Below are 22,397 nucleotides of genomic sequence, written 5' to 3' on the forward strand. Positions count from 1 at the left end.
GTTCGACAGGCGGGACCGAACACCGAGCGAGCGGGATCACCCGGCGCTGGGCCATATACCGTTTCGGGCGTGCCACGACGTAACCGGCCCGAACGCGGTGGACGCCCCGACCTTGGCGCGTCGACCGGCTGGGCGCGCTCCGAATCCGCCGCAGACGGCGACTGGCTGGTGCGCACCGTGCCCGGCGCGCAGGCCACCAAGGATTACCGCTGCCCCGGCTGCGACCACGAGATCCGGCAGGGAACCCCGCACGTGGTCGCCTGGCCCGCCGACGACACCGGCGGGGTCGCCGACCGCCGTCATTGGCACAAGGCGTGCTGGAGCGCGCGGTCCCGGCGCCGTCCCGGACGCTGGTGACTCAGCGCCGCATGTGCAGTGAGGGCGCTCCTTCGAACTCCTCCTCCGTGTGGATCTTGAAGCCGAGCCGCTCGGCGACCCGGACCGACGGCTCGTTGGACACCATGATGTTGGCGATCACCGGGATGCCGGGGATCTCCCGTTCGGCCCATTCGACGACGGCGGCCGCCATCTCCGTCGCGTAGCCGTTGCCCCAGGCGAACGGCCAGAAGCGGTACGCGAGGTTCAGCACTCGCTCGCCGTTCCATTCGTGCCGGCGGACGCCGCCGAAGCCGACGATCACCTCGGGTTCGTCCAAGGCGGACACCGCGAGATAGCCGAACCCGTGCTCGGCCCACTGCTTCATCCAGGCGTCGTACAGCTCCAGCGCACCCTCGACGGTGTGCGGCACGACGTTGAACTTGTTCGTCTCCGGATCGGCCTGCAGCGCGACGATGTTCTCGCGATCCGCCTCGCGCAGCCGCCGCAGCAGCAGCCTCTCCGTCTTGATCTCTGTCAGCACGGATCTGACGGTAGCCCCAGGGTGCGACAGAATTACGCCATGAAGGATCTCCCGCTGGTACTGCTGCACGCCTTCCCCGTCGACGCCCGCATGTGGGACGCGGTCCGCGCGCCGCTCTCGGAACGCCTGCGGCTGATCACGCCCGACCAGCGCGGCCTCGGCCGCAGCCCGTTGCCGGAGACGGACCGGGAACCGGATCTGGACGACGCCGCCCGTGACGTCGTGGCGCTGCTCGATCGGCTCGAACTCGACAAGGTCGTCCTCGGCGGCTGCTCGATGGGCGGCTACCTGACGATGGCGGTGCTGCGCCTCGCGCCGGAACGGGTGGGCGGGCTCGTGTTCATCGACACGAAGGCGACGGCCGACACCCCCGAAGCCGCGCAGGCCCGGCGCGACGTCGCGGCCCGGGTCGAGGCGGAAGGCGCCGGATGGATGCCCGACGCCGTCACGCCAGGACTGCTCGCGGAGAAGGCCGACCCGGAGGTGGCCGGACGGCTTCGCGAACTGATCACGACGCAGCCGCCGTCCGGCGTGGCGTGGGCGGCACGTGCGATGGCGGCGCGGCCCGATTCACTCGAAACGCTGCGTTCGGCGGACGTGCCGGCGTTGGTCGTGGTCGGCGAAGAGGACGGCCTGACGCCGCTGGAGGAGGCGAACACCCTGGTGGAAACGCTGCCGGACGCGACGTTGGTCGTGCTGCCGGAGACCGGGCATCTGACGCCGCTGGAGGATCCGGCCGGAGTCGTCGAAGCGATCTTGGGCTGGTACCCGGCGTAAGAAACGTTCCCGGCTCGTCACGGCCGAGGGGGTAGCTGCGGGTCTTGGGTCGCGTACCGGGCGGCGAAAGTGCGGACGGCCTCGTCGACCACCTGAGTGACGCGTTCGGCGCTCACCTCCCAGCCCGGCACCAGGAGTGCCGGCCAGAAGACGTAGTTGGAGATCATGCCCAGGAACTGGGTGGCTGCGAGCTCCACGTCCTCGACTCGCACCGTTCCCGCCTCGTGCTCGGCCAGGAGGTAGCCGCGTACGGACTCGAAGTAGGGCATCTTCCCGTGCGAGAACTGCGCATGGGCCAGCTCCGGGAACCGCGGCAGCTCGGCGATGACGATCCTGAACAGGTCCGTCATCTGGGCGCGGCCCAACAGCTCGGCGTAACGGCGACCGATGATGCCGAGCCCGTCGACGAGGTTGCCTGCCGTCGGAGGGTCCTCCTCGTCGGCGGTCGACCAGGACTCGGTCACGATCGCGTCGAAGAGGGCGGCTTTGCTCGGAAACTGCTTGAACAGCGTGGCCCGCGAAACGCCGGAGCACTCTGCGATCCGCGCCAGCGACGTCCGGTCGTAGCCCAGCTCGAGAAACAGTGCGGTCGCCGCCCTCACGATCAGCGCGCGCTTCTCCTGGGCGACCCGCTGGTGATACGTCGTCACGCTCCCGCTCATGGGCCCAGCATACGAGGTGAGTGGCTTGACTCTCCTCTGTCGTCGACTTAGTGTCGGAGTGGATGGTGAGTCGTCTGGCTCACCACTGGCCGCCGCTCATCATCACTGGTGATCCCGGTCGTTCGCCCACGTACCGGAGGAACATTCGATGCCCCGCTTCGACAACCAGACCGTGCTCGTGACCGGTGGCACCGGCGGCCAGGGCTCGAGCCACGTGCGCGCCTTTCACGCGGAGGGAGCGAACGTGGTGATCGGCGGCATCGACGCCGAACGCGGCGCCGCTCTCGCCGACGAGCTTGGGACCCGTGCTCGCTTCTCCCGTCTTGACGTCACCGACGAGAGCTCGTGGTCCGCCGCCGTGCTAGCCGCCGAGCGCGCCTTCGGCGCCCTGAATGTGCTCGTCAACAACGCGGGCGTGCAGAATCCGCCTGCGACGATCGAAAACACGGACCAGGCCACGTGGTCGCGCATCCTCGACGTCAACCTCACCGGGACCTTCCTCGGCATCAAGGCCGCAGCCCCCGCTCTGCGCCGCGCGGCGGGGGGAGCCATCGTCAACATCGCCTCGACCATGGGCCTGGGCGGCACGGCTCACTACGCGCCGTACGTCGCCGGCAAGTGGGCTGTGCGAGGCCTCACCCGAACCGCGGCACTCGAGCTCGGCCGCGATCACATCCGGGTGAACACCATCCACCCCGGCGTGATCTCGACCCCCTTCATCCACGAACCGGCAGCCGGTGCCACCGCGGCGATCGCCGACTTCTACTCACCCGAGCCGTTCGCCATTCCCCGACTGGGAGAGCCGGCCGATGTCACCCGGCTTCTCCTGTTCCTCACGTCATCGGACGCGTCGTTCATCACGGGGTCGGAGTACGTCATCGACGGTGGACTCCTCCTCGGCCCCGCCCTTCAGGCCGAGGCCGCCTGAGTGCTCCGGACACGCCCCACCTACCTGACCACATCCGACGAGCCATCGAGATCACCCCGCCGTGGGCACCACTTACCTGTGTAGCGGCGCCGGTGGTGCCGCGACCGGCCGGGATGCGAGCCTTCTCGCTGATCACAGCTTCACGAAGACTGTGCCCACAGCCGGCTGATGCGCATCGGCTTCCGCCGTCGGCCGTGATCGCGGATGCCTCGACAGATGACGAGGTCGCAGAAGAAAGTGCCCATTTCCCTCGCCCCTTCAAAGGTATAGCGGACAGGGGGACTTGCGGCAAGCCCCCATTCCCGGTCCACAATTGCCCCTTCACATTTTTGCCGAAGGGGGATTCCCATGCGTGTACTCCTGTCCACTATCGGGACGAGGGGTGAAGTGCAGCCATTGGTGGCACTGGCGGTGCGGTTGCGGGAACTCGGCCAGGACGTCCGGCTCTGCGCGCCGCCGGATTTCCGTGACTGGGCGGAAGGTCTCGGGATCTCCTTCGTGCCGTTGGGGCCGGAGCTCCGGTCGACGGCGAAGCCGGATTCCGCGATGACCAAGGCGATGGCCACGCCGGAGGGGCGGAGGAAGATGGCCGAGGCCATGGTCGTCGACCAGTTCGAGACGATGCCGGAAGCGGCCGAAGGATGCGACGCCGTCGTCGCGGGAATGGTGTTGAACATCGCCGCGCATTCGGTGGCCGAGCGAAAAGGGATTCCCTATTTCTTCACCGCTTACTGCCCGATAACGCTGCCTTCACTGCACCATTGTCCGCCCGTTTTCCCGGGATGGGCGCCGAAGAATCCCGATGCCGCCATCCCGGCTTTGTGGGCCGACGACGCGGAACGATGGAACGAGCGGTGGGGCGGGGTGCTCGACGCGCAACGGAAACGGCTCGGCCTGCCACCGGTCGACGACGTCCGCGGGCACATCTTCACCGAGAGCCCGTGGCTGGCCGCCGATCCGGTGCTGGCGCCGTGGCGGGGACCGTCGGCATTGGACGTGCACCAGACCGGCGCCTGGATCCTGCCGGACCACAGTCCGTTGTCCCCCGAGCTGGAGGCGTTCCTCGACGACGGGGAGCAGCCGGTCTACTTCGGATTCGGGAGCATCCGCGCCCCGGAGGAGATCGCGAAGGCGATGATCGAGGCGGCGAGGGCGCACGGGCGGCGGGCGATCGTGTTCCGCGGTTGGACCGGGCTGGCGCCGATCGACGACGAGCCGGACTGCATCGCCGTCGGGGACGTCAACCAGCAGGCGCTCTTCCCACGGGTCGCGGCGGTCGTGCACCACGGTGGCGCCGGTACGACCACGGCGGCGACCGTGGCAGGGGTGCCGCAGGTGCTCGTGCCCCAGATGTTCGACCAGCCCTACTTCGCGCAGCGCGTCAGGGAACTCGGGGTGGGGACGTCGATCACGGGGGAGCCCTCCGCCGAAGCGCTGACGCTCGCTCTGGATGAGGTGCTGCGCCCCGAAGTCGCCTCGCGGGCCGGGCAGATCGGCGGTGAGGTGCGGACGGACGGCGTCGATGTGGCGGCGAAACTCCTGACCCCGCGCAATTCGTCACCTACTTGCGTGGCACCCCTTCGCAAGTAGGTGACTGATTGCGGGAGAAGTAGCGCTCCAGGGCGGCCTCGGCCTCGGGGAGTCGCTCGGGGAACCGCCGCGCGATCACGAATCGCCAGGGCACCTCGAACAACCGACGCAACGCGATGAACGGCTCCAACGACGAGGGCGGCACGTCGGTGGGATACGCCGAAAGCGCCGCGGGACCGGCCTCCGCGTAGAGCACGCCCAGGTCCCAGCCGAGCGGTCCCCGCCAGGTGTCCTCGAAGTCGAGCCAGCACGGTCCGGCCGCCGTCGCGATGACGTTCCCCCGATGGGCGTCCCCGTGCAGCGGCCGGATCTCGTCCGCCGGGAGCGCCGCCGCGACCCGTTCGAGTTCTTCGCGCAACCGGGGCGCCGCGCCACCCATGACGGAACCGTGCCGGTCGAGCAACGTCCGGAGTTCTCGGACCGGTCCGAGTTCGGGCAGTTCGCCGGGGTAGCCCGCGAGCGCGGCGTGCACCCGGGCCAGCGAGATCGCCACCTCGCGCGGCGACAAGGTGTGCCCCGGTTCGTGCGGCGTGTAGTGCCAGAGAGTGACCGGGAGGCCGTCGGCGAAATGCGGTCCTGCCGGGGGATCCGTGGTCGGTGAGACGACGAGCACATCACGTTCCGTGAGGTACCTCGACAGCTCGACATCGCGCGCGAGCCAGTCTTCGGGGGAGGAACGCGCGAGGCGCGTCGTGCCGGGCACCCGTGCCACCACCGGACCCAGTCTCACCAGCACGTTCGACTTGAAATGCAGGACATCGGGGGCACCGGTCGGCAGCCCGTGCCGAGTACCGACAGCGATCGCCGCGGCCACTCCCGCACGCGTGTGTTCGTCGGTCACGGCGCGATCTTGCCAGCCGGTGCGCGCGACTGTCGGTAGTGAGGGCTACGATCCCCATTAGCCGCCGGAATGGGTCTCGAACCCGGCCGACGGCAGAACATTGACCACCACAAGGTTTGAGTGTTGGAGGCAGGAGTGACGGCCGTAGCCCCCAAGCCGATCGCCACGCGCCCGTATCCCGCGCGGGAGTCGGTTAAGGGTTCGTACCTGCTGCGGTTGTTCCGCACGACGGACCACAAGCAAATCGGCATCATGTACCTGGTCACGTCGTTCGCCTTCTTCATGGTGGGCGGCGCGATGGCGATGCTGATCCGCTCCGAGCTGGCACGTCCCGGGCAGCAGTTCCTTTCGCAGGAGCAGTACAACCAGCTGTTCACCATGCACGGCACGATCATGCTGCTGCTGTACGCGACGCCGATCCTCTTCGGTTTCGCGAACTTCATCCTGCCGCTGCAGATCGGTTCGCCCGACGTCGCCTTCCCGCGGCTGAACGCGTTCTCGTACTGGCTGTACCTCTTCGGCGGCCTGATCGTGATGTCCGGCTTCCTGACCCCGGGTGGCGCCGCCGACTTCGGCTGGTTCGCCTACACCCCGCTGTCGGACGCCATCCACTCGCCCGGCGTCGGTGCCGACCTGTGGATCTCCGGTCTGGTCGTCTCCGGTCTCGGCACCATCCTCGGTGGCGTCAACATGATCACCACGGTGGTCTGCCTGCGCGCCCCGGGTATGACGATGTACCGGATGCCGATCTTCACCTGGAACATCCTGGTCACCAGCATCCTGATCCTGCTGGCGTTCCCGATCCTGACCGCGGCCCTGATGGGCCTGCTGGCGGACCGGCATCTCGGGGCACATGTGTTCGACCCCGCGAACGGCGGCGTGATCCTCTGGCAACACCTGTTCTGGTTCTTCGGCCATCCAGAGGTCTATATCGTCGCCCTACCGTTCTTCGGGATCGTGTCGGAGATCTTCCCGGTCTTCAGCCGCAAGCCGATCTTCGGTTACAAGGGCCTGGTCTGGGCGACGCTGGCGATCGCCGCGCTGTCGGTGGCCGTGTGGGCGCACCACATGTACGCGACCGGCGCCGTGCTGCTGCCGTTCTTCTCCTTCATGACCTTCCTGATCGCGGTCCCGACCGGCGTGAAGTTCTTCAACTGGATCGGCACGATGTGGAAGGGCCAGCTGTCCTTCGAGACGCCGATGATCTTCTCGATGGGCTTCATCGTCACGTTCCTCTTCGGCGGTCTGACCGGCATCATGCTGGCCGCGCCGGCGATCGACTTCCACGTGTCCGACAGCTACTTCGTCGTCGCGCACTTCCACTACGTGCTCTACGGCACGATCGTGTTCGCCACGTTCGCCGGGATCTACTTCTGGTTCCCGAAGATCACCGGCCGCATGATGGACGAGAAGCTCGGCAAGTGGCACTTCTGGACGACGTTCATCGGCTTCCACGCCACGTTCCTCGTGCAGCACTGGCTGGGTGCCGAAGGCATGCCGCGCCGGTACGCGGACTACCTGCAGTCGGACGGGTTCACCACGCTGAACACGATCTCGACGATCGGCGCGTACATCCTCGGTGCCTCGACGCTGCCGTTCATCTGGAACGTCTTCAAGAGCTACCGGTACGGCGAGATCGTCACGGTGGACGACCCGTGGGGCTACGGCAACTCGCTCGAATGGGCGACGTCCTGCCCGCCGCCGCGGCACAACTTCACCGAGCTGCCGCGGATCCGGTCCGAGCGGCCGGCGTTCGAGCTGCACTACCCGCATATGGTCGAGCGCATCCACAAGGAGGGTGAGATCGGCTTCTTCGGGAAGCAGAAGGTCAACACCCACCGCGCGCCGTCCCAGGTGCTCACCGAGGCGGCCATGCCGGGTGATCACTCCAAGGACAACTCCAGCGAGAAGTGACCCGATAAGCGGAATCGGCGCGTGCCTTGCCTCACACAGGGGCAAGGCACGCGCCTTTTTCGTCTCCGGCTGAGGGAGACTGACCCCGTGACGCAGACACCAGTTCTCATCACCACCACCGGTCCCGACAAGCCGGGTGTGTCCTCGGTGCTGTTCGCCGTGCTGTCGCGCCACGACGTCGACGTGCTCGACGTCGAGCAGGTCGTGATCCGCGGCCAGCTGGTGCTCGGCGTGCTCGCCGGGGTGTACCGCGACCCCGAAGGCCTGCAGGAATACGTCGAGCAGGCGATGGCGTCGGTCGGGATGCAGGTCGAGGTGAAGATCGGCTCGGCCATCGGCGCCGACCCGTTCGCCATCGGGCAGAAGGACTCGACGCATGTCCTGCTGATGCTCGGCCGCCCGGTCACCGCGCGGGCGTTCTCCGACGTCGCGCGCCGCCTCGCCGCGCTGGACGTCAACATCGACTCGATCCGCAGTGTCGCCGACTATCCGGTCACCGGGCTGGAGCTGTACACCTCGCTCGCCCAGGACACCCCGGAGGCCGACGCCGCGTTGCGCACCGCGCTGGCGGACGCCGCCGTCGAGGCCGGGATCGACATCTCGGTCGAGCGGGCCGGGCTCGCCCGCCGCGCCAAGCGACTGGTCGTCTTCGACGTCGATTCGACGCTCATCCAGGGCGAGGTCATCGAGATGCTCGGCGCGCACGCCGGCGTCGAACCGCAGGTCCGCGAGATCACCGAGGCCGCGATGCGCGGCGAGCTGAACTTCGGCGAGTCGCTGGAGCGCCGGGTCGCACTGCTGGAAGGGCTCCCGGAGACGGTGCTCGACGAGGTCGCCGCGTCCATCGAGCTCACCCCCGGCGCGCGCACGACCATCCGCACGCTGAAGCGGATGGGGTTCCGCTGCGGGGTCGTTTCGGGTGGATTCACCAGGATCATCCAGTCCCTCGTGGACGACCTCGGCCTCGATTTCGCCGCCGCGAACGAGCTCGAAGTGGTCGACGGCAAGCTCACCGGCCGGGTGGTCGGGGAGATCGTCGACCGCGCTGGCAAGGCGACGGCGCTGCGCCGGTTCGCCGAGGAGTACGAGATCTCGCTCGAGCAGTGCGTCGCGGTCGGCGACGGAGCGAACGACATCGACATGCTGTCGGTCGCCGGAATGGGTGTCGCCTTCAACGCGAAGCCCGCGCTGCGCGAGGTCGCCGACACCGCGCTTTCGCATCCGTACCTCGACGCCGTGCTGTTCCTGCTCGGGGTCACCAGGGCCGAGATCGAGGCCGCCGACGCGGCCGACGGGCTCGAGCTTTCGCGGCCATGAGCGTGCTGGAGCCGCTGGCCGCGCGCTACGCGTACTGGCTGGGGCTGCCTGCCGAAGACACGGTGGACACCTCCGACGAGGATCCCGCCGAGGTCCGTGCCATGCCCGTGATCCTGCGGATGGAACGCGCCGAACCGCCGTCGCGGACCGCGTTGCTGGAGGCCGCCGCGGCGGCCGCGGTCGCGGTCTGTCTCGACGAACGCGCCGAGCCCGAAGGCGAATGGCACGAGCCGCTCAAGGCGTGGGTCGACGGCCGGATCCGCAAGGTCGCCCGGCGTGCGCGCGGCGCGCATTGGCAGGCCGTCCAGGAGCTGCCCGGCATCACGATCGAGGTGGACGGCGCCGAGGCGCGGGCGTTGGTGCCCGGCCGCGTCGTCGACACCCCGAAAGAGGTCTCGCGGTTGCAGATCTCCGGGAGCGAGCTCCCGGCCGACGAGCCCGGGCCCGCGCCGGGCGGTCTCCCGCGGTTGCTGCTGAACCCCGAGGTCACGATGACCGTCGGCAAGGGCGCCGCCCAGGTCGGGCACGCGACGATGATCCTGGCCTCGCTGCTGGACGAAGCCGAACGGGCGGCCTGGGCCGAGACCGGGTTCCGGTGCTCGGTGCGGACGCCGCCGGTCGCGACCTGGAAGGCGCTGTGCCCGGTCGAGGATCCGGAGGGCTCGTGGCGCCGTGACGGCGTCGTCGCGGTCCGGGACGCCGGGTTCACCGAAGTCGATCCCGGAACCGTCACGGTCCTAGCCCAAAGGGCCTAGCCTCCTATACTCCCCATATGGGTGACCGGCTGATCGCCGGGCGCTATCGCTTGGAGGAGCGGATCGGCGCCGGGGGTATGGGCGTGGTCTGGCGTGCCGCCGATCTGGACCTCGGCCGGGTCGTCGCCCTCAAGCGGTCGCAGGCCGGGGACAGCGGCCAGATCCGGCGCGAGGCGCGGATCGGCGCTGGTCTGCATCATCCGAACGTCGTCACCGTTTTCGACGCCGTGATCGACGGCGACGACCGCTGGCTCGTCATGGAGTACCTGCCTTCGCGCAACCTCGCCGACGTCATCGACACCGACGGGCCGCTGTCACCCGGCAAGGTGGCGAAGATCGGTGTCCAGCTCGCCGCCGCGCTCGCGGCGATGCACGAGAAGGGCATGGTCCACCGCGACCTCAAACCGGGCAACGTCCTGCTGGCCGAAGACGGCACCGCCAAACTGACCGACCTCGGCATCGCGCAGTGGGCGGAAGTGACCCGCACCGGCGGCGGCCTCGACGTCGGCACTCCCGGCTACGTCGCGCCCGAAATGGCCGAAGGGCGCCAGGCTGGCGCCGCGGCGGACGTGTTCTCGCTCGGCGCGACACTGTTCGCTGCCGTCGAGGGCACTTCGGTGTGGGGAGACGCGAGCGTGGGGCCGTTCGTCCAGCTCCGGCGGGCGACGTCGTACTCCCTGGAGCCGATCCGGCGGGCGGGGCCACTGGCGCCGGTGCTGACCGAACTGCTGCGCCGCAAACCCGCCGGCCGTCCGGACGCCGTTCGCGCCGCCGAACTGCTGTCCGAGGTCGCGGATGTCGGCGTGCCCGCACGGATGCGACGGTTCCGCGTGACCAGGCGAGCCATGGCGATCGGCGCCGCCGCGGCGGTGCTGGTGCTGCTCGGAGGGCTGCTCTACGCCACGAGGGAACCGGCGTCGATCGCGGCAGGCCCCACGCCGATGAACTCGGTCGGAGATCCGCGCACGGCCGACCCCTGCGCGCTGGTGGACCCGTCCGTGCTGAAACAGTTCGGGACCCCACGGCTCGACACCGCGAACGGCAACTTCAACGCTTGCGGCGTCCTGCTGAGGCTGAGCCCGGACGAAGAGGACATCGTCGACGTCCGGCTCGAATTGACCATCCCGGGGTCGCCGATGCTGGAGAAGCCCGCGCCCGGGACGCTGCGTGTGCGTGAATGGCCGAGCGACACCGAGGAGAAATGCCAGCGGGCCATCGAGCTGCCGGACGGCAACCAGCTCTGGGTGCATTCACGCCATGTCCGGAACTGGCACGCGCACCTTTGCGACTACGTCGACCCGGTCGCCGCGCACGCGGCTGGGGTGCTGAACCGCGGACCGCTCGAGCGTCGTCCGGCCCCCTTCCCCGCGGGTTCGCTCGGGACTCTCGACGCCTGCGCGCTCGGCGGTGAACTGCCCCAGGCGATCGTCGGCGGGCCGGCGAGACCGGATCCGGTGTTCGGCAACTGGGAGTGCTACTGGAACCACCGCGAGACGGAGGTGACGATCCGGTTCGAACGGGACCAGGCGCCGCTCGAAGACGACGGCAGGCGCGTCGCTCTCGGATCGCGGGAAGCCTTCGTCGAGGTCTCGACCGAGTGGAAGGCTTGCCAGGCGGAGATCCCGCACCGGACGTTCACCGGCGACGGTCGTGCCATGATCGAGACGGTGGAGATCTACGTCGCGAACAAGGTCAAGCGGCCGGAGGAGATGTGCCCGGCCGCGGAACGGCTCGCCGGCGAGATCGCTCCCCGGCTGCCGCCACTGTGAAAGGGAAAACCGTGTCTTTGGAAGTCCAGCGCGACGGCGAGCATCGCTTCATCGGCCGTAACGAACGCGGTGCCGAGGTCGTGATCGGCCGCAAGGGCGCCGAGGGCGCCTTCTCGCCCGCCGAGCTGCTGCAGATCGCGGCGGCGGGCTGCTCGGCCGTCACCGCCGAGAACCTCATCACGCGCCGGATCGGTGAGGACTCGAAGTTCCGGGTCGGCGTGACTGCGGACAGGCGCGAAGACGCTTCGGAGCTCGACGCGGTCCATGTGGCTTTCGACGTCGATGTGTCCTCGCTGCCCGCTGCGGATCGAGAGGCGCTCGCGGCGGCGGTGGATCGGGCCATCGAGCGGCTGTGCACGGTGAGCCGGACGCTGAAGAAGGGCATCCCGGTCACGGAGAGCTTCCCGGTCGAGTAGGTCCTCCGGATGCTATGAAAGGTCCTTTCCTTGCAAATTTTGCAAGGAAAGGACCTTTCATAGCGCTTGGCTCAGTGTTTGGCGGCGTGGCCTTCGGCGCTCCAGACCACGTACGCCTCGTCGGCGTCGGTGGTCATGGCCTCGATGAACTTCTCGTTGTCGAAGCCGGGCAGCGTCTGGAGCCGCTCGATCAAGGCGTCGGCGGCCGGGTCGCCGCTGGGGATCGCGGTGCCCTTCCCGTCGGCGCCCGCGAGCATGAAGAAGACGTCTTCTTTCCACGGGCCTTCAGGGATCACTCTGACCACCACCGCGGACAGCTCGGACCACATGACGGCTTCCTCGCTTCCGTCCGCGAGCTGGCGCCGCACTCCGGTGTCATCGACGCTGACGGTCCGGGATTGTGCGTTGGGCGACTCGTGGGACAACCGGTTCTCCCTGTCTTCGGCGTTCCGTTAACGGTACTCGGCCGTGTTCCAGGCCACTCAGCCCGGGGCGGCGGCGTCGAGGCGGCGCAGCGCGTCGCGGGCGACCTTCGGATCCATCGTCGGCCAGAACGGCGGCAGCGAGGCACGCAGGAATCCGCCGTAGCGGGCGGTGGCCAGTCGCGAGTCCAGGATCGCCACGACGCCGCGATCGGTGACCGAACGGTGCAGCCGTCCGGTGCCCTGTGCGAGCAGCAGCGCGGCGTGCGTGGCCGCGACGGTGAGGAAACCGTTGCCGCCCCTGGCTTCCACAGCTCGCTGCCGCGCCGACGAGACCGGATCGTCGGGGCGGGGGAACGGGATCCTGTCGACGACCACGAGCTGGAGCGACGGACCGGGCACGTCGACGCCCTGCCACAACGACAGCGTGCCGAACAGGCAGGTGCGCGCGTCCTCGGAGAACTTCTGCACCAGCAGACCGGTGGAATCGTCGCCCTGGCAGAGGATCGGCAGGTCGAGCCGCTCCCGCATCTCCTCGGTGGCCTGCTTCGCCGCGCGCATCGAGGAGAACAGGCCGAGCGTGCGCCCGCCCGCGGCCTCGATCAGCTCGGCCAGCTCGTCCATGGTCGAGGGCTGCAATCCGTCCCGTCCCGGCGGCGGAAGATGCTTGGCCAGGTAGAGGATTCCGTTGCGTTTGTGATCGAACGGGGAGCCGACGTCGAGGCCGGTCCACTTCGGGCCCTCGGCGTCGTCGCTGTCGGCGGGAGCGGCCTTGTCCGTCGCCGCGCCAGGCGCCTTCTCCACCCTCGCGCCGCCGGGCGGGAGACCCCACTGGCGGGCCATGGTGTCGAAAGTGCCGCCCAAGGTCAGCGTCGCCGACGTGAGGACGGTCGTGTGCTGGTTGAAGACACGCTCCCGCAACAGACCGGCGACACCGAGCGGAGCGACCTTCAGCGCGGGCGGACGCGGGTTCGTGGAGAAGCGGTCCCCGGTCAGCCAGACGACGTCACGCTGATGCGCCTTGTCGTCGTCGAAGGCCTCGAGCAGCCGGACCGCGGTGTCGTGGACCTCTTCGAGCAGCGACCGCGCCAGTTTGCGGGCCGTGGCCTCGTCGACGTCCTCTTTCCGGTCCTTGCCGAGCGCGGTGAGGCAGCGGTGCGCGGCGTCGCGGACCGCGGGGATCGCGCCGGTGAGGGCCTGGGGCAGCGAGTCCATGCGGCCCGACGGCAGGTCGTCGAGGATCAGGGCCAGCCCGTCGCTCGCCTCCAGCAACTGGTCGGCCACTTCGTCGTCGACCAGTTTCCCGCAGCGCCGGGCGGCAGCGGAGACCATGCCGCTGGTCAGCTCGCCGGTCGCCACGGACGTCACGCGGTCCACGAGGTCGTGTGCCTCGTCGATGATCACGAGGTCGTGTTCGGGGAGCACCTGGTAGCCCTGCAGCGCGTCGATCGCCAGCAGTGCGTGGTTGGTGACCACGACATCGGCCTTGCCCGCCTCGGCGCGGGACCGTTCCGCGAAGCAGTCCGTGCCGATGGGGCAGCGCGACGCGCCCAGGCATTCCTTGGCCGTGACGGAAACCTGCCGCCACGCCTGATCCGTCACGCCGGGGACCAGCTCGTCGCGGTCGCCGGTTTCGGTGTCGGACGACCATTCCCGCAGCCGCGTGACCTCCTTGCCGAGCCGGGACACGGCGAACGGATCGAACAACTGCTGGTCTTCCGGCTCGTCCGGGGCGCCGGAGTCCAGCCGGTGGAGGCAGAGGTAGTTACGGCGGCCCTTGAGGATCGCGAAGGTGGGCTCGCGGCCGAGGGGCTTCTTCAGCGCCTTCGCCAGCCGGGGGAGGTCTCGGTCGACCAGCTGGCGCTGCAGGGCGATGGTGGCCGTGGAGACCACGACCGTGGCCTCCTTCTCGACCGCGTGCCGGATCGCGGGAACGAGGTACGCCAACGACTTCCCGGTGCCCGTGCCCGCCTGGACGGCCAGGTGCTCACCGGTGCGGATCGCCCGGCCGACGGCGTCCGCCATCTGCACCTGGCCCTCGCGCTCGGCACCGCCCACGGACTCGACCGCGTGGGTCAGCAGTTCGAGGACACCGGGGAAGTCAGCACGGGAAGGCACGGGACAAGACGATAGCCGGGGGCACCGTCAAGATCGTCCGCCCCGTGCAATGAAGGGGCCTTTCATAGCAAATTTTGCAATGAAAGGCCCCTTCATTGCAGCTCGTGGGGCCGTGAAAGGACCGGTCACGACTCCTTGCGGAAGCGAGAGACCAACGCCCAGGTGCCCGGAAGCAGCGCCGCGGCGACGGCGATCTTCAGCGCGTCCCCGATCAGGAACGGCACGACGCCCTTCGCCAGCGCGGTCGACAGGCCGAAGCCGGTCGACGCCATCAACCACGGCACACCGACCGAGTAGATGACGAGGTTGCCCAGCACCATCGTCCCCGCCATGCGCAGCGGCGTGCGGTCGCCACCGCGGCCGGCGAGCGCGCCGACCAGGGCGCCGGCGAAGACGAACCCGACGATGTAGCCAGCGCTGGCGCCGAACAGGCCCGAAGAACCGTTCTGGAACCAGCCGAAGCCGGCCGCGCCGACGGCCAGGTACAGCGCCATCGACAGCGCGCCGCGCTTCCAGCCGAGCGCGGCGCCGACCAGCAGGGCGGCGAACGTCTGGCCGGTCATCGGCACCGGTGAGCCGGGCACCGGGATCAGGATCTGCGCGGCCGCGCCGGTCAGGGCGGCACCACCGGCGACCAGGATCGTGTCGCGGACGAGGGCGCCGGGAACGAGGTCGGCGAGGACCGGACGGGGGCCGGCCACGGACAGCGAAGACACTCAGACCTCCTATGAGTACACGAATGTGAACCGAGGTTAACGCCAGACGGCGGGCGGCGGACCGAATGTCGGGCACCTCACGATCCACTCGACCGGGTGGCATGACCCTGCATGGGAAAGGCAGTTGGTGGAGGCTGCCGGACATGAAGAAACCCGTTTCGAGGCTGTTGTCGGTGACGATGCTGACCGGGGCGCTGGTGACGGGAGGACCGGCGATCGCGTCGGCCGAGCCCGCGCCCGCGACGGCGGCCGCGTCGGTCGGTTCGCTCGACGTGGAGATCGGCGACGAGCACGTGGTCACCGGCGAGCTGGCGCCGTGCGACGTCGACGGTCCCTTGACCGCGACGACACAGGGCGGCGCCACCGGCGATTTCGCCCGGTTCGGCGGCGGTGAGTCGCGCTGCGGCCGGAACGGTGCGGTGGCCGTCGCCGAGGCGGCCGGGCGGCGATTCGAGACCACGCTGCTCAAACGGTTCGGCGGCCCGGTGATCAAGGTCCGCACGTTCATGGCGAAGTGCAGCACCACCAAGGACGGCAGCCTCGGCTACATCGAGTTCGGCGACGTCTCCGGGTTCACGCTGCCGGAGAACATCCCGCAGAACTACCGGCTGACCATCGCCGGCGGCAAGGGCGGGACGGCGCTGGCGTCGCTGACGGTCAACGAGACCGTCACGCCGACGCCGCCCGACGGGAGCCTCGTGACGCACATGCTGCACATCAAGCTGTTCCCGCAGGGTGACGGCCCGGCGAAGGGCGACATCTACCTCGGGACGGCGCGCTGCGACCCGTACGGCAAGAAGAAGCCCTGACCCCGCCCGCAATTCGTCACCTACTTGCGGGGATCGAGATCGCAAGTAGGTGACGAATTGCGGCGGGTGAGGGGCCCTAAGCGCGTGAGACGTACTTCGCGGCCGCGGCGACGAACTCACTCGCCCGGGTGGCCAGGTCCGTCAGCGACCCGCTCGAGGTGAGAGCGTCGCCGAGAAGCGGCGTCGCGGCGGCGACGGCGATCGAACCCGCATCGAGGTACTTCCCGACGTCGGCGAGGTGGATGCCGCCGGTCGGCACCAGCGGGATGTCCGGCATCGGCGCCCGGATCGCCCGCAGGTAGGCGATCCCGCCGACGGCCGCGATCGGGAACACCTTCACCGCCGCCGCGCCGAGACGCCACGCCTGGTCGATCTCGGTCGGCGTCAGCGCGCCGCAGATCACCGGCAGCCCGCGTTCGTGCGCGCGTTCGATGACCAGCGGGTTCACCGTGGGCGTGACCAGGAAGGACGCGCCGGCGTCCGCCGAGATGTCCACATCGGACACCTCGCGGACGCTCCCGGCGCCGATGTGCGCGTCGTCGCCGAGCTTCTTGCGGATGGTCTTGATGGCGTCGGTGGCGCCTGGCGTGGTCAACGCCGCTTCGAGCACCCGCACCCCGGCGGCGTTCAGCACCGTGGCGGCGTCGGCGAACCGGCTCGCGTCCGCGGCCCGCAGGATCGCGACGAGCCGATTTTCGATCAGGGTGTCCTGGAGGCCGTGCTGGATCATGCGGCGGGAACCGGCGCCTTCCCGGTGTAGGTCACGCCCACCTCGTCGAAGTCCTTGAGCGCGGCGTCGACGGTCGGCTGCGAGCCGCCGACCGTGAGGTCCAGCAGCACCCGGACCTTGAAGCCCGCCTTCGCCGCGTCGAGCGCGGTCGCGCGGACACAGAAGTCGGTCGCGATGCCGACGACGTCGACCTCCGTGACGTCGTGCTCCTTCAGCCACGCGTCGAGCGTCTTGCCGTCGCGCGCGTTGCCCTCGAAACCGGAGTACGCGGCGGTGTACTCGCCCTTGGAGAAGACCTCGCTGATCGGGACCACGTCGAGTGCGGGGTGGAACGACGCGCCGGAGGTGCCCGCGACGCAGTGACGCGGCCAGCTGTCCTTGAAGTCCGGCGTCTCGCTGAAGTGGTCGCCCGGATCGATGTGGTAGTCGCGGGTGGCGACGACGTGCGCGTAGCCGCCTTCCGCGGCCTGCTTGGAGATCGCTTCGGCGGCGGCGGCGCCACCCGGCAGGCCGAGCGACCCGCCTTCGCAGAAGTCGTTCTGCACGTCGACCACGATCAAGGCGGTCCCCATGTGTTGCTCCTGAGTCTCTTTAGACGAATACGGTCGGGATGGCGGGCTCCCCGTGCGAGAGCTTGAGGCCTTCCCACGGAAGGCTCACCAGCGCCCGCCGAAGCCGCTGGCGCGCGTCGTCCAGCGTGGGCAGATCATCCACCGTCCGGCCGTCCCGGACCAGCGGAATCTGCAATTCGTGGTCGTTCGGTCCTCGTTCTGGTACCGCCGAGGCGGCCGTCCAGATCACCTCTTCGACGGCGGTGCCGGTTTCGCGGTGCCGTCGCAGCGCCGATTTCCTGCCGCCGCGGGACTCCTTGTGCGCGCTGCGCTTGGCGACCGGCCTGCCGTCGACCTCCACGAGCTTGTAGACCATCCCGGCGGTCGGCGCGCCGGATCCGGTGACGACCGAGGTCCCGACGCCGTACGCGTCGACGGGCTCCGCGCGGAGCGCCGCGATGGCGTGTTCGTCGAGGTCACCCGACACCACGATGCGGGTGTCCTTGGCGCCGAGGGCGTCCAGCTGCTCGCGGGCCTTGCGCGCCAGCGGGCCCACGTCGCCGGAGTCGATGCGGATCGCGCCGAGTTCGGTCCCGGCCACCCGGACGGCCGTTTCGATGCCCTTGGTGATGTCGTAGGTGTCCACCAGGAGGGTGGTGTCGGCGCCCATCTTGTCCACCTGCGCGCGGAACGCCGCCTCTTCGCTGTCGTGCAGCAACATGAACGCGTGCGCGACGGTGCCCCGGGTCGGGATGCCGTAACGGCGGCCCGCTTCGAGGTTGGAGGTCGTGGCGAATCCGGCGAGGTACGCGGCCCGCGCGGCGGCGACGGCGGCGTACTCGTGGGTGCGGCGCCCGCCCATCTCGATGATCGGCCTGCCGTGCGCGGCACCCGACATCCGTGCCGCCGCGGACGCGATCGCGCTGTCGTGGTTGAGGATCGAGAGGATCAGCGTCTCCAGCACGACGGCCTCGCCGAAGGAGCCGGTGACGGTCAGGATCGGGGAGCCGGGGAAGTAGAGCTCGCCCTCGGGGTAACCGGTGATGTTCCCCGAGAAGGAGTAGTCCGCGAGCCACGAAAGTGTGGCGTCGTCGACGACCGCCGTCGCTTCCAGTTGACTCAGCTCGGCATCGGTGAACCGGAAGTCCGCGATCGAGTCGAGGACCCGCCCGGTGCCCGCGACGACGCCGTAGCGGCGACCGTCGGGCAGACGACGCGCGAAGGCCTCGAAGACGCACGGCCGGTCCGCGGTCCCGTCGGACAGGGCGCTGGCCAGCATGGTCAGCTCGTAGTGGTCGGTGAGCAGCGCGGTGCTGGCGCCAGTGGCCGCCTCGGGGAAACCCATGGCACCAGCCTATTCACCCACATGGCCGGACCTGCCAGCCCATACCGGAACGGGCCCGTGACACCATGGAGTGCATGTCCACGCCTGTCGCATCCGAGCAGACGCAGGTTGATCCACAGGGAGTAGAGGTCGTCTCTGAGGACAAACCCTGGCGGACGGTCGTCTGGAACGATCCGGTGAACCTCATGTCGTACGTGACGTACGTGTTCCAGAAGCTGTTCGGTTACAGCCGGGACCACGCGACGAAGCTGATGCTCGACGTACACCAGAAGGGCAAGGCGATCGTGTCCTCCGGTTCCAAGGAGAAGGTGGAGACCGACGTCGCGAAACTCCACGCCGCCGGTCTCTGGGCGACGATGGAGCAGCCTTCATGAACGGATGGCGCCGTAAGGGCGAGACCATCGTCGCGGGGTTCGAGCAGCAGGAGGCCGCGGTTCTGCGCGGTCTGGTCAGCCAGCTGGAGGACATGCTCACCGCGCGCGCCGAGGAGGCGCCGCAGGACGAGCTGGCCGAGCTGACCGGCATCCGGATGGGCCCGACCGAATCGCCGGACGACCCGGTGCTTTCCCGGTTGCTGCCGGACTTCCACAAGCTCGACCCGGACAACCCGACCCGCGAGGACATCGACTCCGCCGCCGCGATGCGGTCGATCCACGAGCCCGAACTGCTGGACAAGAAGGTCGGCGTCGCCAAGATCGTGCTGGACACCCTGCCGCGTGACGGCGGGAACGTGCGGCTGACCTTCGAGCAGGCCGACGCTTGGCTGGGCGCGCTCAACGACGTCCGGCTCGCGCTGGGCACCGCGCTCGACGTCACCGATGACATGCCCGACGAGCTGCCCGAGGACGATCCGCGTGCGCCGCATCTGGGCGTCTACCACTGGCTGACCTGGGTGCAGGAGACCCTCATCCAGTCGCTGACGTCATGATCACCGACGTGCCGGGGGTGCTGGTCGGGCATCACGAGCGGGTCGGCGACGGCTGGGCGTCCGGGACGACGGTCGTGCTGGTCCCCGGTGGCGCCGTCGGAGCCGTCGACCAGCGCGGCGGCGCGCCCGGCACCCGCGAGACCAACCTGCTGGAGCCGGAGAACCTGGTCCAGCACGTCAACGCGATCTGCCTGTCCGGCGGGAGCGCGTACGGCCTGGCCGCGGCGGACGGCGTCATGCGCTGGCTCGCCGAGCGGAACCTGGGCATCCCGGTCGGGACCGAACCGCACGAGGTGGTGCCGATCGTGCCCGCCGCGGTGCTGTTCGACCTGCCCCGAGGCGACTGGGGAAACCGTCCGGACGCCTCATTCGGTTATGCGGCCTGTGAAGCGGCTGCCTTGGGCCCGGTCGGGCTAGGGACCGTCGGTGCGGGCGCCGGGGCGAAGGCGGGATCACTCAAGGGTGGGATCGGGACCGCTTCGGAGAAGGTCGGGGAGTTCACCGTCGGCGTCGTCGCCGCCGTGAACGCCGCCGGCGAGGCCGTTGACCTTTCGACCGGCCGCGCGTTCGCGGCGGATCACGAGGTCGACGGCGAATTCGGCGTCCGCTGGCCCGACCGGCCGGGCGATGTCGAGGCGAAGGCATCGGGGCTCAACACGACCATCGGCGTGGTCGCGGTCGACGCGGCGCTGTCCAAGGCTGAAGCACGACGGCTCGCGGTGGCCGCGCAAGACGGTCTCGCCAGGGCGGTCCGCCCGGCGCACACGATGTTCGACGGCGACACGGTGTTCGCGCTGGCGACCGGTGACCGGGAGCTGCCCGGTGGCGCCGGGCCCGTCGCGGCGACCCGGCGCGCGATGGTGCTGGACACGCTCTGCTCGGCGGCCGCGCGGGTCTTCGGGCGGGCGATGGTGCACGGCGTGCTCAACGCCACTTCCGCCGGGGATATGCGCGCGTACCGCGACGTCTGGCCCGAAGCCTTCTCCTGACCGAGCGTGGTCCGAGTGGCGGCAATCTCAGAGTATGGACCCGCCCCGTCCAGCACCTAAGATGGGCGACGTGCTCCGGATCCGCCGTGAACTCGTCGACGAGATCGTCGCCCACGCCCGTCGTGACCATCCCGATGAGGCGTGCGGGGTGATCGCCGGTCCCGAGGGATCGGACAGCCCCGAGCGGTACATCCCGATGCTGAACGCGGCGCGCTCGCCCACGTTCTACGAGTTCGACTCGGGTGATCTGCTCAAGCTCTACCGCGAGATGGACGCCAACGACGAGGTGCCGGTGGTCATCTACCACTCGCACACCGCGACCGACGCCTACCCGTCCCGCACCGATGTCTCGTACGCCTCGGAACCCGACGCGCACTACGTGCTCGTTTCCACCAAGGACCCCGATTCGCACCAGTTCCGGTCGTACCGGATCGTGGACGGGGAGATCACCGAGGAGCCCGTCGAGATCATCGGCTGAACCCGGCCCCGGGAATAACCCGGCCCGGACCGAACGTCTGCGTAGCAGAGAACCCACCGGAGGTAGAAAACCATGGCCGTGACCGTGTCCATCCCGACCATCCTGCGTACGCACACCGGCGGCGAGAAGTCCGTCGAGGCGACCGGCAAGACCGTGCTCGAGGTGATCGACGACATCGAGTCCCGTCACGGCGGCCTCAAGGCCCGCCTGGTCAAGGAAGAGAAGCTGCACCGCTTCGTCAACGTCTACGTCAACGACGAGGACGTCCGCTTCTCCGGCGGCCTCGAGGCCGAGGTCAAGGACGGCGACACCCTGACCATCCTGCCCGCCGTGGCCGGTGGCTGATCGATGGCTCGCTACGAGTCGCTGCTCGACACGCTCGGCGGCACCCCGCTGGTCGGTCTTCCCCGGCTTTCGCCCACCCACGACGTGCGGTTGTGGGCGAAACTGGAGGACCGCAACCCGACCGGCTCGATCAAGGATCGCCCCGCACTGGCGATGATCGAGGCCGCCGAGCGTGAAGGCATCCTCCGGCGCGGCTCCACGATTCTCGAGCCGACCTCCGGCAACACCGGGATCTCGCTCGCCATGGCCGCGAAGCTCAAGGGCTACGGCCTGGTGTGCGTGATGCCGGAGAACACCTCCACCGAACGCAAGCAGCTGCTGCAGGCGTACGGCGCGCGGATCGTCTTCTCCCCGGCCGCCGGCGGGTCCAACGAGGCCGTGCGCCGCGCGAAGGAACTCGCCGAGGCGAACCCGGAATGGGTCATGCTCTACCAGTACGGCAACCCGGCCAACGCCGACGCGCACTACCGCGGCACCGGGCCCGAACTGCTCAAGGACCTGCCGACGCTGACGCATTTCGTCGGCGGCCTCGGCACCACCGGCACCCTGGTCGGCGTGGGGCGTTACCTCCACGAGGCGAAGCCGGACGTGCAGATCATCGCGGCCGAACCGCGCTATGGCGAGCTGGTGTACGGCCTGCGGAACCTCGACGAAGGCTTCGTCCCGGAGCTCTACGACGCGAGCGTGCTCAACAGCCGGTTCTCCGTCGGCGCGTACGACGCGCTTCGCCGGACGCGCGAGCTGCTGGAGCACGAAGGCATCTTCGCGGGGATCTCGACCGGCGCCGTGCTGCACGCGGCGCTGGCCGTCGCCGAGAAGGCCGACGCTTCGGGGAAGCCCGCCGACGTGGCCTTCGTGGTCGCGGACGCGGGGTGGAAGTACCTCTCGACGGGCGCGTACGCCGGCTCGCTCGACGAAGCGGCCGAAAGGCTCGACGGGCAGCTCTGGGCCTGACGCGCGGCCGCAACGATCGCGACTGCAATGAAGGGGCCTTTCATAGCAAAATTTGCAATGAAAGGCCCCTTCATTGAGCCTTTTTCATCCTGGTGGTGGGGTAGGTGTGTTGGTGCTGTGAACGTGGCGAAGCTCCTGGTAGATGGATCGTCGACCAAGATCAACCCAGGAGCCACCAGGAGCT

General features: G+C 69.2%; 25 protein-coding genes. 16 read left to right on the forward strand and 9 right to left on the reverse strand.

Going from position 1 to position 22,397, the window contains the following annotated elements; genetic code table 11:
* The first annotated feature begins 69 nt into the window (after positions 1–69).
* Complete coding sequence (locus tag DL990_RS20615; RefSeq protein WP_125785093.1) at positions 70–357, forward strand: hypothetical protein; 288 nt, start codon at positions 70–72, stop codon at positions 355–357.
* Position 358: 1 nt separating this feature from the next.
* Here the strand turns inward: DL990_RS20615 and DL990_RS20620 are convergent, their stop codons facing one another.
* On the reverse strand, positions 359–859 hold the full coding sequence (locus DL990_RS20620) for a GNAT family N-acetyltransferase (RefSeq protein ID WP_125799602.1): 501 nt from the start codon (positions 857–859) through the stop codon (positions 359–361).
* Between the two features lie 39 nt (positions 860–898).
* Here DL990_RS20620 and DL990_RS20625 point away from each other — a divergent pair, with 39 nt between their 5' ends.
* On the forward strand, positions 899–1,636 hold the full coding sequence (locus tag DL990_RS20625) for an alpha/beta fold hydrolase (RefSeq protein ID WP_125799603.1): 738 nt from the start codon (positions 899–901) through the stop codon (positions 1,634–1,636).
* Between the two features lie 17 nt (positions 1,637–1,653).
* Here the strand turns inward: DL990_RS20625 and DL990_RS20630 are convergent, their stop codons facing one another.
* The gene (locus DL990_RS20630; RefSeq protein WP_125799604.1) at positions 1,654–2,298 is read right to left on the reverse strand and encodes a TetR/AcrR family transcriptional regulator; all 645 of its coding nucleotides are present in this window, start codon (positions 2,296–2,298) and stop codon (positions 1,654–1,656) included.
* Between the two features lie 148 nt (positions 2,299–2,446).
* Here DL990_RS20630 and DL990_RS20635 point away from each other — a divergent pair, with 148 nt between their 5' ends.
* Together DL990_RS20635 and DL990_RS20645 are read left to right on the forward strand one after the other, a co-directional pair.
* Positions 2,447–3,226, forward strand: coding sequence for an SDR family oxidoreductase (locus DL990_RS20635; RefSeq protein WP_125799605.1), 780 nt, complete (start codon positions 2,447–2,449; stop codon positions 3,224–3,226).
* 348 nt (positions 3,227–3,574) lie between these two features.
* Positions 3,575–4,816, forward strand: coding sequence for a glycosyltransferase (locus DL990_RS20645; RefSeq protein ID WP_125799606.1), 1,242 nt, complete (start codon positions 3,575–3,577; stop codon positions 4,814–4,816).
* Here the strand turns inward: DL990_RS20645 and DL990_RS20650 are convergent.
* On the reverse strand, positions 4,788–5,657 hold the full coding sequence (locus DL990_RS20650; RefSeq protein ID WP_125799607.1) for a phosphotransferase: 870 nt from the start codon (positions 5,655–5,657) through the stop codon (positions 4,788–4,790). The two genes, DL990_RS20645 and DL990_RS20650, sit on opposite strands and share 29 nt — an antisense overlap.
* Before the next feature lie 135 nt (positions 5,658–5,792).
* On the opposite strand from DL990_RS20650, the gene ctaD reads away from it, so the two are divergent.
* The 5 genes from ctaD to DL990_RS20675 all read left to right on the forward strand — a co-directional run bounded on the left by ctaD (position 5,793) and on the right by DL990_RS20675 (position 11,828).
* Entirely contained in the window at positions 5,793–7,571 is a 1,779-nt protein-coding gene (gene ctaD / locus DL990_RS20655) for a cytochrome c oxidase subunit I (RefSeq protein ID WP_034308844.1), read from the forward strand.
* 87 nt (positions 7,572–7,658) lie between these two features.
* A complete protein-coding gene (serB, locus tag DL990_RS20660; RefSeq protein WP_125799608.1) occupies positions 7,659–8,888 on the forward strand; it encodes a phosphoserine phosphatase SerB in 1,230 nt (409 codons plus the stop codon).
* Positions 8,885–9,643 (forward strand): peptidyl-tRNA hydrolase, encoded by a 759-nt coding sequence (locus tag DL990_RS20665; RefSeq protein ID WP_125799609.1) that lies wholly within the window; start codon positions 8,885–8,887, stop codon positions 9,641–9,643. Before serB ends, DL990_RS20665 begins: the two co-directional genes overlap by 4 nt.
* A 17-nt stretch (positions 9,644–9,660) precedes the next feature.
* The gene (locus tag DL990_RS20670) at positions 9,661–11,412 is read left to right on the forward strand and encodes a serine/threonine-protein kinase (RefSeq protein WP_125799610.1); all 1,752 of its coding nucleotides are present in this window, start codon (positions 9,661–9,663) and stop codon (positions 11,410–11,412) included.
* 11 nt (positions 11,413–11,423) lie between these two features.
* A complete protein-coding gene (locus tag DL990_RS20675; protein WP_038509009.1) occupies positions 11,424–11,828 on the forward strand; it encodes an OsmC family protein in 405 nt (134 codons plus the stop codon).
* Positions 11,829–11,899: 71 nt separating this feature from the next.
* On the opposite strand, the gene DL990_RS20680 is transcribed toward DL990_RS20675, so the two are convergent.
* The 3 genes from DL990_RS20680 to DL990_RS20690 form a co-directional block, all read right to left on the reverse strand.
* Complete coding sequence (locus DL990_RS20680; RefSeq protein WP_125785083.1) at positions 11,900–12,253, reverse strand: hypothetical protein; 354 nt, start codon at positions 12,251–12,253, stop codon at positions 11,900–11,902.
* Positions 12,254–12,310: 57 nt separating this feature from the next.
* Entirely contained in the window at positions 12,311–14,368 is a 2,058-nt protein-coding gene (locus DL990_RS20685) for an ATP-dependent DNA helicase (protein ID WP_125785082.1), read from the reverse strand.
* Between the two features lie 125 nt (positions 14,369–14,493).
* A complete protein-coding gene (locus DL990_RS20690) occupies positions 14,494–15,084 on the reverse strand; it encodes a biotin transporter BioY (RefSeq protein ID WP_125785081.1) in 591 nt (196 codons plus the stop codon).
* Between the two features lie 143 nt (positions 15,085–15,227).
* Here DL990_RS20690 and DL990_RS20695 point away from each other — a divergent pair, with 143 nt between their 5' ends.
* On the forward strand, positions 15,228–15,893 hold the full coding sequence (locus DL990_RS20695) for a choice-of-anchor P family protein (RefSeq protein ID WP_125799611.1): 666 nt from the start codon (positions 15,228–15,230) through the stop codon (positions 15,891–15,893).
* A 76-nt stretch (positions 15,894–15,969) separates the two neighbouring features.
* On the opposite strand, the gene DL990_RS20700 is transcribed toward DL990_RS20695, so the two are convergent.
* The 3 genes from DL990_RS20700 to DL990_RS20710 are packed head-to-tail and all read right to left on the reverse strand — an operon-like array spanning position 15,970 to position 18,519.
* Positions 15,970–16,623 (reverse strand): bifunctional 4-hydroxy-2-oxoglutarate aldolase/2-dehydro-3-deoxy-phosphogluconate aldolase, encoded by a 654-nt coding sequence (locus DL990_RS20700; RefSeq protein ID WP_125785079.1) that lies wholly within the window; start codon positions 16,621–16,623, stop codon positions 15,970–15,972.
* Positions 16,620–17,195: an isochorismatase family protein gene (locus tag DL990_RS20705; RefSeq protein ID WP_125799612.1), complete on the reverse strand. Its 576-nt coding sequence runs from the start codon at positions 17,193–17,195 to the stop codon at positions 16,620–16,622. Before DL990_RS20705 ends, DL990_RS20700 begins: the two co-directional genes overlap by 4 nt.
* Positions 17,196–17,214: 19 nt before the next feature.
* On the reverse strand, positions 17,215–18,519 hold the full coding sequence (locus DL990_RS20710) for a nicotinate phosphoribosyltransferase (RefSeq protein ID WP_125785077.1): 1,305 nt from the start codon (positions 18,517–18,519) through the stop codon (positions 17,215–17,217).
* Positions 18,520–18,593: 74 nt separating this feature from the next.
* Between DL990_RS20710 and clpS the strand changes: the two genes are divergently transcribed.
* The 6 genes from clpS to DL990_RS20740 all read left to right on the forward strand — a co-directional run bounded on the left by clpS (position 18,594) and on the right by DL990_RS20740 (position 22,213).
* Positions 18,594–18,893 carry an ATP-dependent Clp protease adapter ClpS gene (clpS, locus tag DL990_RS20715; RefSeq protein ID WP_005165655.1) on the forward strand — a complete coding sequence of 100 codons (300 nt, stop codon included), beginning with the start codon at positions 18,594–18,596 and terminating at the stop codon, positions 18,891–18,893.
* On the forward strand, positions 18,890–19,447 hold the full coding sequence (locus DL990_RS20720; RefSeq protein ID WP_125799613.1) for a DUF2017 domain-containing protein: 558 nt from the start codon (positions 18,890–18,892) through the stop codon (positions 19,445–19,447). The genes clpS and DL990_RS20720 overlap by 4 nt, the downstream gene beginning before the upstream one ends.
* Positions 19,444–20,436, forward strand: coding sequence for a P1 family peptidase (locus DL990_RS20725; RefSeq protein WP_125785075.1), 993 nt, complete (start codon positions 19,444–19,446; stop codon positions 20,434–20,436). The genes DL990_RS20720 and DL990_RS20725 overlap by 4 nt, the downstream gene beginning before the upstream one ends.
* A 61-nt stretch (positions 20,437–20,497) precedes the next feature.
* Entirely contained in the window at positions 20,498–20,914 is a 417-nt protein-coding gene (locus DL990_RS20730; protein ID WP_016336788.1) for a Mov34/MPN/PAD-1 family protein, read from the forward strand.
* 72 nt (positions 20,915–20,986) lie between these two features.
* Positions 20,987–21,259, forward strand: a complete 273-nt coding sequence (locus DL990_RS20735) for a MoaD/ThiS family protein (RefSeq protein WP_005165659.1) — start codon at positions 20,987–20,989, stop codon at positions 21,257–21,259.
* Between the two features lie 3 nt (positions 21,260–21,262).
* The gene (locus DL990_RS20740; protein ID WP_125799614.1) at positions 21,263–22,213 is read left to right on the forward strand and encodes a PLP-dependent cysteine synthase family protein; all 951 of its coding nucleotides are present in this window, start codon (positions 21,263–21,265) and stop codon (positions 22,211–22,213) included.
* The last annotated feature ends 184 nt before the right edge of the window (positions 22,214–22,397 follow it).

Source organism: Amycolatopsis sp. WAC 01416, from assembly GCF_003947485.1.
In the GTDB taxonomy this organism is placed as follows: Bacteria; Actinomycetota; Actinomycetes; order Mycobacteriales; family Pseudonocardiaceae; genus Amycolatopsis.

Excerpts from the sequence above, each read along its gene's own strand:
- DL990_RS20670 (WP_125799610.1), top strand. The coding sequence starts at position 9,661 with ATGGGTGACCGGCTGATCGCCGGGCGCTATCGCTTGGAGGAGCGGATC.
- clpS (WP_005165655.1), top strand. The coding sequence starts at position 18,594 with ATGTCCACGCCTGTCGCATCCGAGCAGACGCAGGTTGATCCACAGGGA.
- DL990_RS20735 (WP_005165659.1), top strand. The coding sequence starts at position 20,987 with ATGGCCGTGACCGTGTCCATCCCGACCATCCTGCGTACGCACACCGGC.
- DL990_RS20625 (WP_125799603.1), top strand. The coding sequence starts at position 899 with ATGAAGGATCTCCCGCTGGTACTGCTGCACGCCTTCCCCGTCGACGCC.
- DL990_RS20720 (WP_125799613.1), top strand. The coding sequence starts at position 18,890 with ATGAACGGATGGCGCCGTAAGGGCGAGACCATCGTCGCGGGGTTCGAG.
- DL990_RS20630 (WP_125799604.1), bottom strand. The coding sequence starts at position 2,298 with ATGAGCGGGAGCGTGACGACGTATCACCAGCGGGTCGCCCAGGAGAAG.
- DL990_RS20730 (WP_016336788.1), top strand. The coding sequence starts at position 20,498 with ATGGGCGACGTGCTCCGGATCCGCCGTGAACTCGTCGACGAGATCGTC.
- DL990_RS20710 (WP_125785077.1), bottom strand. The coding sequence starts at position 18,519 with ATGGGTTTCCCCGAGGCGGCCACTGGCGCCAGCACCGCGCTGCTCACC.
- DL990_RS20645 (WP_125799606.1), top strand. The coding sequence starts at position 3,575 with ATGCGTGTACTCCTGTCCACTATCGGGACGAGGGGTGAAGTGCAGCCA.
- DL990_RS20705 (WP_125799612.1), bottom strand. The coding sequence starts at position 17,195 with ATGGGGACCGCCTTGATCGTGGTCGACGTGCAGAACGACTTCTGCGAA.
- DL990_RS20740 (WP_125799614.1), top strand. The coding sequence starts at position 21,263 with ATGGCTCGCTACGAGTCGCTGCTCGACACGCTCGGCGGCACCCCGCTG.
- DL990_RS20725 (WP_125785075.1), top strand. The coding sequence starts at position 19,444 with ATGATCACCGACGTGCCGGGGGTGCTGGTCGGGCATCACGAGCGGGTC.
- DL990_RS20695 (WP_125799611.1), top strand. The coding sequence starts at position 15,228 with ATGAAGAAACCCGTTTCGAGGCTGTTGTCGGTGACGATGCTGACCGGG.
- DL990_RS20635 (WP_125799605.1), top strand. The coding sequence starts at position 2,447 with ATGCCCCGCTTCGACAACCAGACCGTGCTCGTGACCGGTGGCACCGGC.
- DL990_RS20700 (WP_125785079.1), bottom strand. The coding sequence starts at position 16,623 with ATGATCCAGCACGGCCTCCAGGACACCCTGATCGAAAATCGGCTCGTC.
- DL990_RS20665 (WP_125799609.1), top strand. The coding sequence starts at position 8,885 with ATGAGCGTGCTGGAGCCGCTGGCCGCGCGCTACGCGTACTGGCTGGGG.